Origin of the sequence: Marinobacterium sedimentorum (assembly GCF_024267675.1) — a bacterium.
Lineage (GTDB): Bacteria > Pseudomonadota > Gammaproteobacteria > Pseudomonadales > Balneatricaceae > Marinobacterium_A > Marinobacterium_A sedimentorum.
In genome coordinates, this window is sequence record NZ_JALDYX010000007.1 from 1 (window position 1) to 15,704 (window position 15,704).

The following is a 15,704-nucleotide window of genomic DNA, read 5'->3' on the forward strand; positions in this document are numbered from 1 at the left end:
TACTGTCGCGGATCTGCAGCAAACTGGCGCAGCCGTTCACCTCATGTTGAGACACGGTGATCCAAGCCTTAAACCGGCCTTTTCCCTGGATGAATGTATGGCTCATTTGCGCGAGATTCCATATTTGCGCATTTTCTCCACCAGGGCCAAGGTACTGTCGCGGATCTGCAGCAAACTGGCGCAGCCGTTCACCTCATGTTGAGACACTGTGATCCAAGCCTTAAACCGGCCTTTTCCCTGGGTGAATGTATGGCTCATTTGCGCGAGATTCCATATTTGCGCATTTTCTCCACCAGGGTGGTCCTTCGAATCTGCAGCAGGTCGGCGGAGCGGGCGACGACGCTATCACAGCTGTCCAGCGCCTGCTCGATAAGGCGCTGCTCAATGGATTCAAGATGGCTTTTCAGATCGATCCCGGCATCGGGCAGCCGTGCCAGGTCGGGCGCGGTTGCCGCGGCGCCTGTCGCGTGTGAAGAGTCGGTGGCAGACAGGGCTGAGCCGCCCGCTGCTGCGCCCGATGAAGCACGACGATAACGCTCGGGGTTAGGCTCATCAATGAGGCGAAACTTCTCCGGCAGCTCGGATACGCCGACAACGCCGTCGGGGTGCATGATGGCGAGGCGCTCAACCAGATTGGCCAGCTCGCGGATATTGCCGGGCCAGGGATAACGCAGCAGGGATTCGATGGCCACGGGGTGAAACATCAGCTGGCCGAAGCCCTGGTGATTCAGGCGCCCGACCAGCGCACTGATCAGCTGCGGAATATCCTCGCTGCGCTCACGCAGTGCCGGCAATTCTATGGGGAATACATTAAGGCGATAATAGAGGTCTTCGCGGAACAGGCCCTTGGCGATCATCTGCTCGAGATTCTTGTGGGTCGCTGCCAGAATGCGTACATCCACATCCAGCGTCTTGCTGCCGCCCACCCGCTCGAACTGGCGTTCCTGCAGCACTCGCAGCAGCTTCACCTGCATGGGTAATGGCATATCGCCGATTTCATCCAGAAACAGGGTGCCACCCTGGGCCAGCTCGAAGCGCCCGGCGCGGTTAGATATGGCGCCGGTAAAGGCGCCTTTTTCGTGGCCAAAGAGTTCGCTTTCAAGCAGCTCCGCCGGAATGGCACCGCAGTTTACCGGCACGAAGGGGCCCTTGCTGCGCAGCGAATGCTCGTGCAGGCTGCGCGCCACCACTTCCTTGCCAGTGCCGGACTCGCCGGTTATCAGCACGCTGACATCGCGCTCGGCCACCTGCGCCATGATGCGCCGCACCTTTAACAGCGACTCGCTGGCCCCCACCAGATCCGGAAAAAGCCCGACCTGATCGACATGGCCCGCGCCACACTGCTGACGGTACACCAGGGCCGCATGCAACAGATCTGCCAGGGCGCTGTAGCTGGGTGTGGGCGTCAGAGCGCCCACCAGCATGGCCTGCAGCTCCTCCGCAAGCGTTGCCTGCTCACTCCAGTCAGCCAGCAGAATCACCGGCATGGCACCATCCTGGCGGCGCAGCTCCGTGAGCAACTTGCCCAGAGACAACGGCAGACGGCATTCACCCAGCAGAATCACCGAACACCGTACCGGTTCGTCGCCGCGTTGCAGCCAGGAGACAAAATCCGTCGCCTGACACTGCAGACCGACAAACTCCAGCGCCTGCACAAGGCGCTCGCGGCGCGGCGCATCATCTTCGATCAGCTGTATCTGAACACCTGGCAGCATCATCCTTCGCCGGCACCTGAATTTTTGATAGTCAAATTTATGACATCCCGCAGCAGGGCACAACCGCAACTGTCACATATATTTGACACTTATCCCAATCAGACCCCGCTGACCCAAGCGCCGCTTGGCCGGCACAGTCCCAATAACGCCACCTGAAAAGGCTCCCGGAGGCAGGCTGCAACGATGCCGGCGCGAATAGCCCACAACAAATAAGGCCTGGGCCAAAAAAAAAATTTCTAAAGTTCCCCTGTAAAGCGCCGTTAACACATTCACACCGAACACGGATCTAACGATCCCTACGTATGACCCAGAACACCTCCTGCCAGATTTGAACGGCCACGGAGGTAAAAGGAGAACGACCATGGCTGTTATCAATACCAATATCGCGTCCCTGAACGCCCAGCGTAACCTGATGAAGTCCGAAGGCGATCTGCAGACCTCACTGCAGCGTCTCTCCTCGGGTCTGCGTATCAACAGCGCCAAGGACGATGCAGCCGGTCTTGCCATAGCAAACCGACTGACCAGCCAGATTAACGGCCTCAATGTTGCTGTGCGTAACGCCAACGATGGTATCTCCCTCGCCCAGACGGCTGAAGGCGCGATGCAGGAAAGCACCAACATTTTGCAGCGCATGCGTGAACTCTCGCTGCAGTCGGCCAACGGCGGCCTGGGTGACTCCGAGCGTAAGGCACTGAATGATGAAGTGGTGCAGCTCAAGAACGAACTGGATCGTATCTCTACCTCCACGCGTTTTGGCAGCAAGGACCTGTTCAGCGGCAGCTTCGCTGAAAACATCCAGGTGGGTGCTCAGGCAAACGAAACCATCAGCGTCAAGATTGACAGCTTCCGGACCACCGACATGGGTACCACCGGTAGCCGCGATGCGACCACAGCCTCTTTGAGCGCTGGTAATGAAGTAGGCACACTCACTATTGGTGAAACGGTTGCAGCCGGGGCAGGTAGTGCAGCCGTATATACTGGTGACAATGACATCAGTGGCGACACTTCCAGCTCCGGTGCCGGCAACGGGGGCTTTATATTTACCATTGGTGATGGCACTAATACCACAAGCTCTATAACTCTGAATGGCGCTACAACCGGTGCAAATGAAACTATTCTGCAGGCCGCATTGGACCTTGCGAGTATTAATGCAACCGCGACTATTGATGGAACTACTGGATTTCTGACAATAACAGAAGACACAGACGGAAGTGGCGACTATAACGCGCTAACATTCACTATCGCCGGCACTGACGCGACTCTTGTTGATGGTGCTATGACCACTGCTGGTGTTGCATCTACTCCAGCTGAAACCAATGCCCAGTTCGACCTGGCGGTCAATGGCGGAGCAGCGCAAACCATTACCATTGATGATAGTACCTACACCACGCTGGAATCACTGGCCGACAATATCAACCAGCAGATTGCCGGCAACGCCACCTTGGTCGGCGAGGTTCGTGCAACCGTAGACCAGGGCAAGCTGCAGTTTGTGACCACAGACAAGGGCACCAGCGCAGACATCACCCTGACTGAAACCTCCGGCAATACTGCGGGCATTACCAACCTTGGCTTTACAACCGCAGATACTGCAGCGGGTACCGACGAAGGTGCCGACGCCACCAAGTCGATAGAGAAGGTCGACATCTCCACCGTTGCCGGTGCTCAGGATGCGATTGCAACCATAGACGCGGCCCTGAAAGAAGTGGACACCACCCGTGCGTCCCTCGGTGCCATTCAGAACCGCTTCGAAACCACGATCAGTAACCTGCAGAACGTATCGGAAAACGCCTCGGCGTCCCGTTCACGTATTCAGGATGCCGATTTCGCGGCCGAAACTGCGAACCTGACCCGCGCGCAGATCCTGCAGCAGGCCGGCACCTCCATCCTGGCCCAGGCCAACAGTCTGCCGCAGTCGGTTCTGTCGCTGCTGCAGTAACGGGCATTCCCCGTTAGTGGTTATACTTGACGGGGGCCCTTGGGCCCCCTTTTGGTTTAAGGAGAATCCTGCATGAATATTATCTCCCCTGCGTCATCTCCGGCATCGGGCAGTTCAGTCAACAGCGCCGCAGAGCGCAGCGCCCCTGCACGGGATAGCGGCACCATCGCGCCCCAGAGTGGCAACAGCGACAGTACCTCGGTTGCCACCGAGAATGCACAGCTGACAGTGCAGGAAGTGGCCGAAACCGTAGAAGCACTCAACAGCGTGATGCAGCAGATGCAGCGCGGCATCAGCTTCCAGGTGGATGACCAGAGCGGTCGCCAGGTGATTCAGGTGATCGACCGGGACTCCGGCGATGTGATAAAACAGATGCCCTCTGAAGACCTGCTGAAACTGGTCAACCATATGCAGGAAATGCAGAGCATTCTGTTCAACGAGGTCGTGTGAGCGTACTGAGTAGCGACAGACAGGAGGCGTAATCATGGCTGTTATTACATCCACCGGGTTTGGTTCGGGATTGCCGATCAGCGACCTGGTATCACAGCTGGTGGCCGCCGAAGGTTCTCCTGCCCAGGCCCGATTCGACAAGCGCGAAGCCAGCCTGCAAGCCGAGCTCTCTGCCGTCGGCATTCTTCAGGGTGCACTGTCGGCATTCCAGTCCAGCTACAGCACGCTGCTTGATACCAGCAAACTCAATAGCCGCGCAACGACAAGTTCTGACAGTACCCTGGCATCGATCAGCGCTGAGCAATCCGCCAGCAACGGCAGTTACAGCCTTGAAGTCTCCCGCCTCGCCACTGCACACAAGCTGGTCGGACAGCAGGGCTATAACAGCGGCGATACTGGCAGCCTGAGTTTTGGGAACGCCGCCGGCGACAGTTTCAGCGTGGATATTGCCACCGGCAATGCCACCCTTGAAGGCGTGCGCGATGCCATCAACGGCGCCTCGGACAACTTTGGCATTACCGCCACCATTCTGAACCTCACCAGTGGCCCGCGCCTAGTGCTCACGGCCAACGACACCGGCGAAGAAAACCGCATCACCTCGATCAGCAGCACCACCACCAGCGGCGATCTGTCGGGCTTTGACTACAGCTATGCCAGCGACGCCGATCCGCTGCTGGACGGTGACACTGGCAACTACGATCAGGTACGGGCAGCGGGCGATGCCGCCTTCACATTGGAAGGTCAGGCGCTGACCTCTGCCAGCAATAGCGTCGATTCGATTATTCCCGGCGTCACCCTAACCCTCAAGGCAACCACCGAAGCTGACAAGCCCGTTGAACTGAACATCAGCTCAGACACAACCAAAGTGAAGTCCGCCATTGAAGGCTTTGTGAAGGCCTACAACAGCCTGCAAAGCCTGATCAGTGATCAGACCAGTTACAATTCGGAAACCGGCGTGGCAGGCACCCTACAGGGCGATTCACTCACCCGCACGGTGCAAAACCAGCTTCGCAGCGTACTCTCAGGCTCTTACAACTCAGGCGGCGCCATCACCAGCCTGTTTGGCCTGGGAATTTCCAGTAACAGGGACGGTTCCTTGCAGCTGGATAGCGACAAGCTGAGCACAGCCCTGACAAACAGTTTCTCGGACACCGCATCCTTTTTTGCCGGCGAGAACGGGCTGGCAAAAGCATTGGAGTCAAGCCTCAAGGGTTATCTGCAGAGCGATGGCACCTTTGACAGCCGTACCGATTCCATCAATACCCAGATGGCTAAGATTGACGATGACCGCGAGTCCCTGAGCCGCCGTCTGACCTCCCTGGAAGCCAGACTGTTCAGCCAATTTAATGCCATGGATGCCATAGTGGCACAGCTCAGCAGCACCGGTGATTTTCTGACCCAGCAGCTGGAGAGCATCAGTCAGATCAGTAAATACCGTAACAAATAACAGCTATCAAACCGGAACGAATCCAGATGAACAGACTCCAGGCCACCAAAGCCTACCAGCAGATCAATATCAGTTCCGAAGCCCAGACCGCCACGCCACACCGGCTGATCGGCATGCTGCTTGAAGGTGTACTCAAGCGCCTGGCCGAGGCCAAGGGCGCCATAGATCGCAGTGATACCGCTGCCAAGGGCGCCAGCATTGGCAAGGCCATCAGCATTATCGGCGAACTCCAGGGCTCATTGCGGGATATCGAGACCAATGAAGTGGCCGGCAACCTGGACCGACTGTACGACTATATGTCCCGCACTCTGCTGCAGGCCAACCTGGAATCCTCGAACGACAAGCTCAACGAAGTGGCGCAGCTGATCATCGAAATCAAGGCCGGCTGGGATGCCATCGGCACTCTCCAGGCAGGCACCGCAGAGCCTGCCTGATGGCAACCGTGAATGATAAGCCGAGCGAATCTCCCTACGCACGCCTGAACGAGCAGCAGTGGCGCGCGCAACACGCCATTGCTGTGGAATGCTTTGAAGAGCTGCGCCAGCTGGCACGGCAACCCATTACCGAGCCGATCGATCCCGCCGCCCTGCTTGAGCGCTGGAACACCAGCATCCGGTCACTGGATATCAGCCAGCTGGCCGACGACCCCGCCTTTGCCCCGCCTCTGCTGCAAGAACTGGTAGCGATGAACACTGAATTGCAGGCACTGTTCAGCGCCCGTCGCAGCGCCATCAGCGACGCCCACAACAAACAGAAAAAAGCCCACGCCGGCATTAATGCCTATCGCGGGCTTTGATCCCAGTATCAGGTTTTCAAGACGTGCGGCTTGTCACCGAATGTAATCGAACAGACTCAGGCCGCTGATTTTGCTAAAGCTGGCGTAGGCGGCTTCCAGCGTTGTCTGTTGCAGCGTCAGGCGGCTGATGGCCTCGTTGTAATCCAGATCCCGAAACGACGACAGCGCTTCCTGGGTAAAGAGGCTGTAATCCTCGTTCACAAGCTGCTGCTGCTCCAGCGCATTCATCCGTGCGCCAATGGATGCGCGGCCCTGGATGTTCAACTCCTGGACGCCTTCCAGTGAAGTCAGGGTATCGGCCACCAGGGTGTCCAGCTCGAGTTTACCGGCGGCGGTGCTGGTATCTATAGTCTTGAGCCCGTTGCTCAGATCCAGCGCGACATTCAGCACATTGGTGGGATCGAACAGCTGCGCGCCCGAATCCGTAATGGCTATACGATTATCCGGACCTATCTGAGCAAAACGCCGCTCAGCATCTCCCTGAAACTCGTAACGCTGGGTTACATCATTAAAGCTGTACGCCTGCTTATCGCCCTGAAAGCCGGAAAAAAGATACTCGCCCTGTGAATCCTTGGTATTCATCAACCCCTGCATCTGGTTGATAATACCGTCGATCTCAGTTGCCAGGGATGCCCGGTCCTGAGACCCCAGCGCACCACCGCCCGCCTGAATGGTCAGCTCTTTAAGACGAATCGAATCATTAAATAACTGATCAAGCGTCACTTCTTCCAGGCTAAGGCGTCGATTGGCCGTATCTATGCTGGTTTGAAACTGTTCGGTACGGGCCAGCTCCCGCTCCAGCTTGATAATCTGGCTGGCGGCCAGCGGGTCATCCGAGGGCTGCAGCACCCGCTTGCCGGTGGCCATCTGCTGCTGGGTCTTGATCAGCTCGCTGTTGGTCCGGCTGAGGTTATCGACATTGTTCAAAAAGACTTGCTGGGTGGATATGCGCATTGGTGTTCCTCCTCATCTGCTGTCAAACAACCAGCCGCTAAACCACGGCCAGCAGTGAGTCAAAGATCGTCTGGGACGCCGCGATCAAACGCGCCGACGCCTGATAGGCCTGCTGGAACTGCACCAGCCTGGCCGCTTCCTCATCAAGATTGACCCCGGTGAGGCTGGATTTTGTCTGCAGATTGGCATCCAGCACCGCCTTGCTTGACTGGGTGCTGATCTGGGCGGTGGCCGTAAGGCTGCCGACGCGCTCGATCTGGCGCCCATACTGCTCCTGGTACGAGCTGCCATCCACCAGCTTGGCAAACTGCAGATCGGACATGGCCAGGGCATTGCGGTTATTGGAGACGCCGCCTGCGCTGTCGGCCAGTGCCAGAGCGCGACCGCTGCTCAGCTCCAGTGCAAACTCGGAGGCGCCGCTGCGGGTGGGCTGAATCTCGAACTTGTCGCCCTTGACAAAGCGCTCGCTGGAATCCAGTTCCAGCCTAAAGCCATCGACCTGCAGCGTCAGGCTGCCGCTGGCGGCATCGAAATAAAACTCCTGATTCGCATCCACGCCCGCAGCACCGCTTTCGCTACTCAGCTGGTTGCTGTTCCAGCGTACACCATCACTCAGGCGCGTAACGGTAAAACTGCTGTCGGTATTGAACACCAGTTCATAGGCAGACGCCCTGAGCGCACCGGCATCGGCGATATCCACCCGGGATGTCGCGCTGCGGGCGTTGCCGCTGTCCGCCAGTACCCGGTCAGTGGCTGCCGCGCTGGCGTTAATATCTGCGAACAGGCGCTGACCAACATTACCATCCAGATCCAGCCCCTGCAGCTGCTGCGCATTCATGCTGGAGGCGAACACCATGGCGATGCGGCCCATTTCATCCTGGGTCTGATACAGCACATCAGTGCGGTATTCGAGCAAACCGCCTATCTGGCCGCCACTGACCTGGCCGGTAACGTCTCTGATGCTACTGCCGACCTGAAGCGCAATATTGCGCTGGCTGGGATCCAGGCTGTCCTGCACCGTCAGTAGCCGGCTGGCATTGCTGCCCACCACCAGCGGCTCGCCATTACCGATGAAAACACTCATCTCGCCATTCGCCTCGGCCACGGTGGTAAAACCGATGTAGCCTGCCAGGGATTCCATCAACCGGTCGCGCTCATCCAGCAGCTCGTTGGTCGAGGCGCCGGAAGCCGTGGCCAGGCGCACCCGATCGTTGATCTGGGCCAGCCCCTGGCCCAGGCTGTTGATCTGGGCCACAGAGCTTTCGATCTGGCCGCTAATGGTATCCTGCTGGCGCGCAAGGCTGGCGTCCAGGTCGTGAAAACGGCGCACCAGCGCATCGGCCTGGGCCAGGAGGAGTTCACGATCGGCCAGGTTGCTCGGATCATCCACCGCGCCCTGCAGGGCGGCGAAGTAGTCATCCATGGACTTGGAAATGCTGGATACGTCCGAGGCCAGCAGGTTGTCGAGCTGATTGGCCAGTTGCTCGAAGGCCTGGGCGCTGTTGTAGGCCGAGGTATCGGAATTGATCTGGCCGGTGAGGAAATCGTTGGCCATGCGCTGTATATCGCGCACCTGCACGCCGCCGGGGCTCTCCAGCGAGACCAGATCCGCCCGCTGCATCGAGTAACCCGGTGTGTTGACGTTGGCAATATTCTGCCCGACCACCGACAGCGCGTTGGCATTAGCCTGCAACGCCTGGGTACCGATGCTCAACAGATTGAAACTGGACATTGACTCTCTCCCTCGCTACGACCGGCCAAGCCCGACAGGCTGCTAAATTATTAGCGGCCGGCCGCGGTTATTCTTGAGCCGAATCTGCTCGCGCCTGCAACAGCAGTTCACTGTCAAAGATACGCCCGATTTTTTTGGCATAGGCCGGATCCGTGGCATAGCCCGCCGCCTGCAGTTCCTGCAGATAAGCCTCTGGATCGGCGGCCTGCTCCAGCGCCTGACGGTAGCGCGGATTCTGCTGCAGGAAGCTGACGTAGTCTTCAAAGCTCTGTTCGAAGGAGCCATAGGCACGGAAGGCCGCCGACTCGCGCATCGCCACACCACCGCGGTATTCCAGCGTGCTGACCCCTACCCGTTCGCCCTGCCAGCTGCTGTCTGCCTTGATATTGAACAGGTTGCGGCTGTTGCGACCACTGCTGTCCTGACTGATATGCCGGCCCCAGCCGGTTTCCAGCGCCGCCTGGGCCACCAGCACCCTGGGGTCTACGCCAATCTCCGGCGCCAGCCGCTGCGCCAACGGCAGCAGGGTCGCGACGAAGTCGGCGGGTGTTTCAAAGGTCTCGGGCTCCGCTTGTGCGACGCTCCCGCTAGCCTCGGCTGCCAGGTTTTTCGCGACGCTCTGCTGCGCCGAGCTGACATGGGGCGGTAATTCCGCGGCCTCAGGCAGCTGCGAACGCTGCAACTGTGCCAGCGCCGCCAGCTGGGCACCGCCATCAAACGCCCGCTTGAGCATGCGTTCGGATTCATCCAGCGGCCGCAGTTCAGCGTCACCCTGCGTGGCCGGCATATTGAGCTGCTGCCCCAGCTGCTTGACCAGCACCTCGGCCAGCCCCATGCCCTTGCCGGTAGAGAGCTCCAGCGTCATCTGCTGATCGAGCATGTCCTGATAGAACTTCACATCGCCGCTGTTGAACGGGCTGTCTTCGGCCAGGGACGCATTGGCTTCGCGCATGCTCTTGAGCATCATGCTCATGAACATCTGCTCGAATTGCTTGGCCACCTGCGCCAGCGCCTCGGGGCCATCGCTTTTGGCATCACGCTTGAGCTGCGTCAGCTGACTCAGGTCGGTATAGACCTGCGCCTTGCTACCCAAACCGTTATTGCGTTCCATCAGATCAGCCCCTTGTGTTCAGGTAGCAATAAGCCAGGCAGCAAAGCGCCACTAAAGATGTTCATATCACCACCAGCTCGGCCCGCAGGGCCCCGGCCTGTTTCAGCGCTTCGAGAATCGCCATCAGATCCCCCGGTGCCGCCCCCACCTGGTTTACCGCAGAGACAATATCCTGCAGCGAGGCGCCGGGGGTAAATTCGAACATATGGCCCGAGCCTTCATCCACTTCCACCCCGGAGCGCGGCGAAACCACTGTCACACCGCCGCTCAAAGCATCGGGCTGACTCACATCAATGGCTTCGGTAATGGAGACCGTCATGCCACCGTGGGTGATGGCCACCGGTGAAATGCGCACATTCTGGCCGATGACGATGGTGCCGGTGCGGGAGTTGATAATGACCCTTGCCACTTCTTCGGCCGGCTGCACTTCCAGATTTTCCAGCACCGACAGATAGGACACCCGCTGCGACGGCTCCCGCGGGGCGCGCACCTGAATGGAGGTGGAGTCCATCGCGATCGCCATGTCGGGGCCCAGCAGACCGTTGATCTGTTCGGCCACGCGCCTGGCTGTGGTGAAGTCGCCGTAATGCAGGTTCAGTGTAAGCGTATCGCTCTGGGCAAAGGCGCTGGGCACAGCACGCTCAACCGAAGCACCATTGGGAATGCGCCCGACGCTGGGGATATTCACCGACAGACGCGAGCCGTCCAGCCCCTCGGCGCCAAAGCCCGATACCACCAGATTGCCCTGGGCAATGGCATAAACCTGGCCATCGGCGCCCTTGAGCGGCGACATCAGCAGGCTGCCACCGCGCAGACTCTTGGCATCACCGATGGCAGACACGGTAATGTCGATGGTCTGGCCAGGCTTGGCGAAGGCCGGCAGCTCGGCATGAATCGCCACGGCGGCAATGTTCTTGGATGACGGATTCTGATTGGCCGGCAGGATCACGCCGAAATTCGTCAGCATGTTGCGAAAGGTCTGGGAGGTAAAACTGGTTTTGTCGCCGGTGCCATCCAGCCCCACCACCAGACCGTAGCCAACCAGCTGGTTGCTGCGTACGCCCTGGACCGAGGCGATATCCTTGAGGCGCTCGGCCTGAGCCGGCGCTACCAGCACAAGCCAGAGCACCGTTGCCACCAGGCCGGAATTGAGAAGGCGCTGCCACATGATCGTACCCCCTAGAACAGCCAGAACGGGCTGATAAAGAATTTGCCCAGCCAGCCCATGACGTTGGAGTCATGCACGGCACCGGTACCACTGTAGGCAATGCGCGCATCCGCGAGCTTGGTTGACGATACGGTATTGTCGGCTGTGACATCCCGCGCCCGCACCATGCCGCTGACACGGATATATTCATCGCCCTGGTTCAGCGTCAGCCACTTCTCGCCTTTTACCAGCAACAGGCCGTTGGGGCGCACTTCGTGCACTGTTACCGTAATGCTGCCGCTCAGACTGTTGCTCATGTCCGAACTGCCTTCACTGGCAAAAGCGCTGTCACTCTGGGTCGACAGGCTCAGCGGGTTGCCAAAGGCGCTGATACCGCGCCCAAACAGCTGTGGCTGTGGCAGATTGATCTGGTTGCTTTTATCGACATCGGTCGAGGCAGACTTGGACGACTGGGTCTTTTCAGACAGCAGTACGGTAATCACATCGCCGACCCGCAGCGCACGGCCATCCCCGTAGAGGTTAATGCTGGTGGCCGCCTGATAGATGGAGCCATTCGCCGGGGGCACCGTCTCGTAGGACTGTGCAGGGATGGGCGCAAAATACGGATTATCCGGTTTCGGCGCCTTGGTCACACAGCCGCCCAGTACCAGCACCAGCGCCACCAGCAGCAGCCTGCGCGTCATCATCATGGCTTGTGTCATTGCTTTTACCTTGTTGACTGCACCTTTCACCTTGCCCCCTTCAGCCGGTTTACAGCTGCTGCGTCACGAAGGACAGCATTTCATCGGCGGTGGAGATAACCTTGGAGTTGAGCTCGTAGGCCCGCTGGGTAGTGATCATGTTTACCAGCTCTTCCACCGCATTGACGTTGGAGCCCTCCAGCATGCCCTGCTGCAACAGACCGGTGCCGCCATCCCCCGGTGTTGCCACCACGGGTGCGCCGCTGGCGGCCGTTTCTATAAACAGGTTCTGGCCGATGGCCTGCAGGCCCTGTGGGTTAACGAAGTCCGCCAGCTCAAGCTGGCCGACCGTCTGCGGATTCACATCTCCCGCGATCGTCACCTGCACTGTGCCATCAAGCCCCACGCTGAAGGTCTGCACTTCGTCGGGCAGGGTAATGGCAGGTTCGAGCAGGAAGCCCTCGGCGGTTACCAGCTGATTATCGCCATTGAGATGCAGCTGGCCATTGCGTGTATAGGCGATCTCGCCGCTGGGCTGCACTACCTGCAAAAAGCCACGGCCATTGATGGCGACATCAAAGGGCTCGTCGGTGACCTGCAGGTCGCCGGTTGAAAACAGCTTCTGGGTACCCACGGTGCGAACACCGCTGCCCAGCTGCAGGCCTGAGGGCAACTGGGACTCCTGCGCCGACTGAGCACCGGGCTGGCGCTTGATCTGATAGAGCAGATCCTCGAACACGGCGCGGTCTTTCTTGAAACCCACAGTGGCGACGTTGGCCAGGTTGTTGGAAATAACCTTGAGCGACGTATCCTGCGCGCTGAGGCCCGTCTTGGCGACAAACAAAGCTCCATTCATAGCGTTAACTCCTTGGCATTTTACCGACAGCAGCCATCAGACTATTGCCGGCATTGCATTAGCTGAGCTGCAGGATACGGGCCGCAGCACTTGAATTCTCTTCGGCGGTTTTCATCAGCTTGACCTGCATTTCGAACTGGCGGGCCAGGCTGATGATCTCGGTCAATTCGTTCACCGCGTTGACATTGCTGGACTCCAGGTAGCCCGAACGCAGGCTCACATCCAGCGACGGTGGCAAGGGGGCGTTGCCGGGGCTATGCATCAGGCCATCCAGGCCCTTGAACAGAGTGCCATCATCGGGCTTCACCAGCTTGATGCGGTCCACCAGCAGCAACTCGGCCGCACCCTCACCCAACGGGCGGGCGCTAATGGTGCCGTCGTTGCCGATATCGACCTTTTCAGAGGGCGGAATCACAACGGCAATGCCGCCGGCACCCAGCACCGGCAATCCGCTGCCTGTCATCAGTTGGTTGGCGGCATTGATCTGCAGCTCGCCGGCACGGGTGTAGGCCTCGGTACCATCCGGTGCCACTACCGCAACCCAGCCTTCACCATTGATGGCAACGTCCAGATCCCGTCCGGTCTGCATCAGGGTGCCGGTGCCGGTATCGGTAGCCGGGCGTTCGGTCATGGCATAAACCCGGCTCGGCAGCCCCTCGCCAAACACCTGCATGGCGCGGGCCTGGGCCAGATCGGTCTTGAATCCGGTCGTGGTTGCGTTGGCCAGGTTATTGGCATGGGCCTGCTGCGCCACCATGCTTTCGCGGGCTCCGCTCATTGCCACATACAGCACTTTGTCCATCGACCGCTCCTGCTGGGAAAACCGTTGCCGCTTTCGCGACCTTTACGGATATAAAGCAATTGCTGTGCCATGAAATATGGTGAAAGACAAAAGAGGCCAGGCACAAAAAAGCGGCGCTGGAGTTGCCTCAGCGCCGCTTTTTAATAGTGCCAGCTAACCCGATCAGATTTGCAGGATGGTCTGGGTTACGGTATTCAGGGTTTCCAGCGTCTTGGAATTGGCCTGGAAGTTACGCTGCGCCTCGATCAGACGTACCAGCTCGGCCGAAAGGTCGACGTTGGACTGCTCCAGCGCCGCCGAGCGCAGACTGCCGCTCAGACCCGAGCCCGGAGGATTGACGATCGCAGACCCCGAATCCAGGGTCGCGCTCCATTCGGTGCCACCACTGGGCCTGAGGCCGGACTGGTTTTCAAAGGTTGCGATGGCCACCACACCCAGTTGCTGATTCTGGCCGTTGCTGAAGGATGCAATCATTTCGCCGTTGCCGCCAAAACTCACCCCCACCAGGTCGCCCTTGGAATAGCCATCCTGGTCTTGCGTCTTCACGATCGAGGTCGAGGCAAACTGGGTGGTATTGCTCAGGTCCAGCCGAATTTCAGTTTCACTGTTGGCGGGGTCGGCACCGGTAATGGTAATGGCTGGAACGCTGCCGCCGGCCAGGAACTGCTGGCCGTTAATGCTGTTGAGCAGGCCGCTACTGGGGTCGAAGGTAATCAGCACAGGCCCGACTTCCGTCTGTTCGGACGCAAAACCGGTTTCGCCTGGGTCCACTACCTTGCCGATATCGAGCAATTCCTCCCCGTTCAGGTAAGCGTACACCTGATACACGCCCTGGTAAGAATTGTCACCGGGCATGATCGCCGGAGCCCCCATGATGGTATCCGGATCGCTGACTGCCAGCAGGCCGTCCGCCACATCGCCGGAGGCCGCCTTGAAGGTAATGATCAGCTCGTTGCTGGTGGCATCATAGATCACGGACTCGACATCGGGGTTAAGATCCTTGATCGCGCCCTGGCTCGAAGCCAGCGCAGCGCCCATCTGATCCTGTGTCATGCCGGCATCCAGGGAAACTTCAATGCCACCAATTTCAACCGTCGTATCCGCTGCCAGAGGCCCCGCTGCCAGAGAATACGTATGGGTTTCATTGGCCGCCAGCTCATCCGAACTGATACCGCTGAAGTTCACGGCGCCATCATTATTCACCACCTGCAGCTCGTTTATATCGGTGGCCGAGGCATTCATCCGCACCACCAGGTTGCTACCACTGACGCTGATATCAGCGATACGCGGATCCGTCGCAATCAGCGAAATCGACTCTGCGGCGGATATACCATCACTGGGATCAAAGGTGTAGCCCGAGATCGTGACCGAGTTGGGCAGCGCATCGAACTCCAGCGTCTGAACTTCGCGCACCGGCGGCTGCTCCACCATGTTCAGCTTGATGGTGTGCTCGTTACCCAGGCTGTCGAAGGTGCGCACCGTGGTGCTGTAAGTGAAAGACGACGGCTCGTCCTTATCGTAGGGCGTCAGCAGTTTGGTGGAATCGGCCCGGGCGTCGATATTGACGGACAGGTCTATGCTTTCGGTGGCCTTGGGCGGGCTCTCTTTCTGGGTCACCGAAAGATCACCCACCGGCAACAGATTGCCCTGATCGTCCAGGCCGTAGCCCTGCAGGTTCTTGCCGTCCTTGGAGACGATGTTGCCGTTCTTGTCGAGTTCAAAGGCACCGGCGCGGGTATAGGTCACACTGCCCTGGCCATCATCCAGCTGGAAGAACCCCGAGCCGTTAATCGCCAGATCGAGATTGTTGTTGGTGAATTCGATGGTACCGGCGCTGAAGTCCTGGGCAATATCGGATACCGTCACGCCGGACCCTGCCGTATTGCTGGACCCGGCCCCCACCACGGCAGTGGCATAGATATCGGCGAACTCGGTGCGCGAGGACTTGAAACCCACCGTACTGGAGTTCGCTATGTTGTTGCCGGTGACATCCAGGTCGGTGGACGCCGACTTGAGCCCGGTAATTGCCGTATTGAAACCTGCCATGCTGCTCTCCT

Annotated in this window: 14 protein-coding genes; 5 read left to right on the forward strand and 9 right to left on the reverse strand. The window is 59.0% G+C overall.

Annotation, left to right across the window (positions count from 1 at the left end):
- Positions 1–254: 254 nt before the first annotated feature.
- On the reverse strand, positions 255–1,718 hold the full coding sequence (locus MRS74_RS08235; protein ID WP_306421971.1) for a sigma-54 dependent transcriptional regulator: 1,464 nt from the start codon (positions 1,716–1,718) through the stop codon (positions 255–257).
- A 358-nt stretch (positions 1,719–2,076) separates the two neighbouring features.
- On the opposite strand from MRS74_RS08235, the gene MRS74_RS24095 reads away from it, so the two are divergent.
- The 5 genes from MRS74_RS24095 (at position 2,077) to MRS74_RS08265 (ending at position 6,344) form a co-directional block, all read left to right on the forward strand.
- Complete coding sequence (locus MRS74_RS24095) at positions 2,077–3,651, forward strand: flagellin N-terminal helical domain-containing protein (RefSeq protein ID WP_306421972.1); 1,575 nt, start codon at positions 2,077–2,079, stop codon at positions 3,649–3,651.
- 72 nt (positions 3,652–3,723) lie between these two features.
- The gene (locus MRS74_RS08250; protein WP_254579800.1) at positions 3,724–4,101 is read left to right on the forward strand and encodes a flagellar protein FlaG; all 378 of its coding nucleotides are present in this window, start codon (positions 3,724–3,726) and stop codon (positions 4,099–4,101) included.
- Between the two features lie 34 nt (positions 4,102–4,135).
- Positions 4,136–5,548 carry a flagellar filament capping protein FliD gene (gene fliD / locus MRS74_RS08255; RefSeq protein ID WP_254579801.1) on the forward strand — a complete coding sequence of 471 codons (1,413 nt, stop codon included), beginning with the start codon at positions 4,136–4,138 and terminating at the stop codon, positions 5,546–5,548.
- Between the two features lie 26 nt (positions 5,549–5,574).
- Positions 5,575–5,982 carry a flagellar export chaperone FliS gene (gene fliS / locus MRS74_RS08260; protein WP_254579802.1) on the forward strand — a complete coding sequence of 136 codons (408 nt, stop codon included), beginning with the start codon at positions 5,575–5,577 and terminating at the stop codon, positions 5,980–5,982.
- The gene (locus MRS74_RS08265; protein WP_254579803.1) at positions 5,982–6,344 is read left to right on the forward strand and encodes a hypothetical protein; all 363 of its coding nucleotides are present in this window, start codon (positions 5,982–5,984) and stop codon (positions 6,342–6,344) included. The genes fliS and MRS74_RS08265 overlap by 1 nt, the downstream gene beginning before the upstream one ends.
- 33 nt (positions 6,345–6,377) lie before the next feature.
- Here the strand turns inward: MRS74_RS08265 and flgL are convergent, their stop codons facing one another.
- From flgL to MRS74_RS08305, 8 genes are all read right to left on the reverse strand, one after another.
- Positions 6,378–7,298: a flagellar hook-associated protein FlgL gene (gene flgL / locus MRS74_RS08270; protein WP_254579804.1), complete on the reverse strand. Its 921-nt coding sequence runs from the start codon at positions 7,296–7,298 to the stop codon at positions 6,378–6,380.
- A 37-nt stretch (positions 7,299–7,335) separates the two neighbouring features.
- Positions 7,336–9,030, reverse strand: a complete 1,695-nt coding sequence (gene flgK, locus MRS74_RS08275) for a flagellar hook-associated protein FlgK (protein WP_254579805.1) — start codon at positions 9,028–9,030, stop codon at positions 7,336–7,338.
- A 67-nt stretch (positions 9,031–9,097) separates the two neighbouring features.
- Complete coding sequence (gene flgJ / locus MRS74_RS08280) at positions 9,098–10,141, reverse strand: flagellar assembly peptidoglycan hydrolase FlgJ (RefSeq protein ID WP_254579806.1); 1,044 nt, start codon at positions 10,139–10,141, stop codon at positions 9,098–9,100.
- Between the two features lie 61 nt (positions 10,142–10,202).
- Entirely contained in the window at positions 10,203–11,309 is a 1,107-nt protein-coding gene (locus MRS74_RS08285; protein ID WP_254579807.1) for a flagellar basal body P-ring protein FlgI, read from the reverse strand.
- 11 nt (positions 11,310–11,320) lie between these two features.
- Positions 11,321–12,010: a flagellar basal body L-ring protein FlgH gene (flgH, locus tag MRS74_RS08290; protein WP_254579808.1), complete on the reverse strand. Its 690-nt coding sequence runs from the start codon at positions 12,008–12,010 to the stop codon at positions 11,321–11,323.
- A gap of 49 nt (positions 12,011–12,059) precedes the next feature.
- Positions 12,060–12,845 (reverse strand): flagellar basal-body rod protein FlgG, encoded by a 786-nt coding sequence (gene flgG / locus MRS74_RS08295; RefSeq protein WP_254579809.1) that lies wholly within the window; start codon positions 12,843–12,845, stop codon positions 12,060–12,062.
- A gap of 58 nt (positions 12,846–12,903) precedes the next feature.
- Positions 12,904–13,647: a flagellar basal body rod protein FlgF gene (locus MRS74_RS08300; protein ID WP_254579810.1), complete on the reverse strand. Its 744-nt coding sequence runs from the start codon at positions 13,645–13,647 to the stop codon at positions 12,904–12,906.
- 162 nt (positions 13,648–13,809) lie between these two features.
- The gene (locus MRS74_RS08305) at positions 13,810–15,693 is read right to left on the reverse strand and encodes a flagellar hook protein FlgE (RefSeq protein WP_254579811.1); all 1,884 of its coding nucleotides are present in this window, start codon (positions 15,691–15,693) and stop codon (positions 13,810–13,812) included.
- Positions 15,694–15,704 lie beyond the last annotated feature (11 nt).

What these genes read in the sequence shown, in the direction of transcription:
- MRS74_RS08235 (WP_306421971.1), bottom strand. Translation starts at nt 1,718, where the DNA reads ATGATGCTGCCAGGTGTTCAGATACAGCTGATCGAAGATGATGCGCCG.
- MRS74_RS24095 (WP_306421972.1), top strand. Translation starts at nt 2,077, where the DNA reads ATGGCTGTTATCAATACCAATATCGCGTCCCTGAACGCCCAGCGTAAC.
- MRS74_RS08250 (WP_254579800.1), top strand. Translation starts at nt 3,724, where the DNA reads ATGAATATTATCTCCCCTGCGTCATCTCCGGCATCGGGCAGTTCAGTC.
- fliD (WP_254579801.1), top strand. Translation starts at nt 4,136, where the DNA reads ATGGCTGTTATTACATCCACCGGGTTTGGTTCGGGATTGCCGATCAGC.
- fliS (WP_254579802.1), top strand. Translation starts at nt 5,575, where the DNA reads ATGAACAGACTCCAGGCCACCAAAGCCTACCAGCAGATCAATATCAGT.
- MRS74_RS08265 (WP_254579803.1), top strand. Translation starts at nt 5,982, where the DNA reads ATGGCAACCGTGAATGATAAGCCGAGCGAATCTCCCTACGCACGCCTG.
- flgL (WP_254579804.1), bottom strand. Translation starts at nt 7,298, where the DNA reads ATGCGCATATCCACCCAGCAAGTCTTTTTGAACAATGTCGATAACCTC.
- flgK (WP_254579805.1), bottom strand. Translation starts at nt 9,030, where the DNA reads ATGTCCAGTTTCAATCTGTTGAGCATCGGTACCCAGGCGTTGCAGGCT.
- flgJ (WP_254579806.1), bottom strand. Translation starts at nt 10,141, where the DNA reads ATGGAACGCAATAACGGTTTGGGTAGCAAGGCGCAGGTCTATACCGAC.
- MRS74_RS08285 (WP_254579807.1), bottom strand. Translation starts at nt 11,309, where the DNA reads ATGTGGCAGCGCCTTCTCAATTCCGGCCTGGTGGCAACGGTGCTCTGG.
- flgH (WP_254579808.1), bottom strand. Translation starts at nt 12,010, where the DNA reads ATGACACAAGCCATGATGATGACGCGCAGGCTGCTGCTGGTGGCGCTG.
- flgG (WP_254579809.1), bottom strand. Translation starts at nt 12,845, where the DNA reads ATGAATGGAGCTTTGTTTGTCGCCAAGACGGGCCTCAGCGCGCAGGAT.
- MRS74_RS08300 (WP_254579810.1), bottom strand. Translation starts at nt 13,647, where the DNA reads ATGGACAAAGTGCTGTATGTGGCAATGAGCGGAGCCCGCGAAAGCATG.
- MRS74_RS08305 (WP_254579811.1), bottom strand. Translation starts at nt 15,693, where the DNA reads ATGGCAGGTTTCAATACGGCAATTACCGGGCTCAAGTCGGCGTCCACC.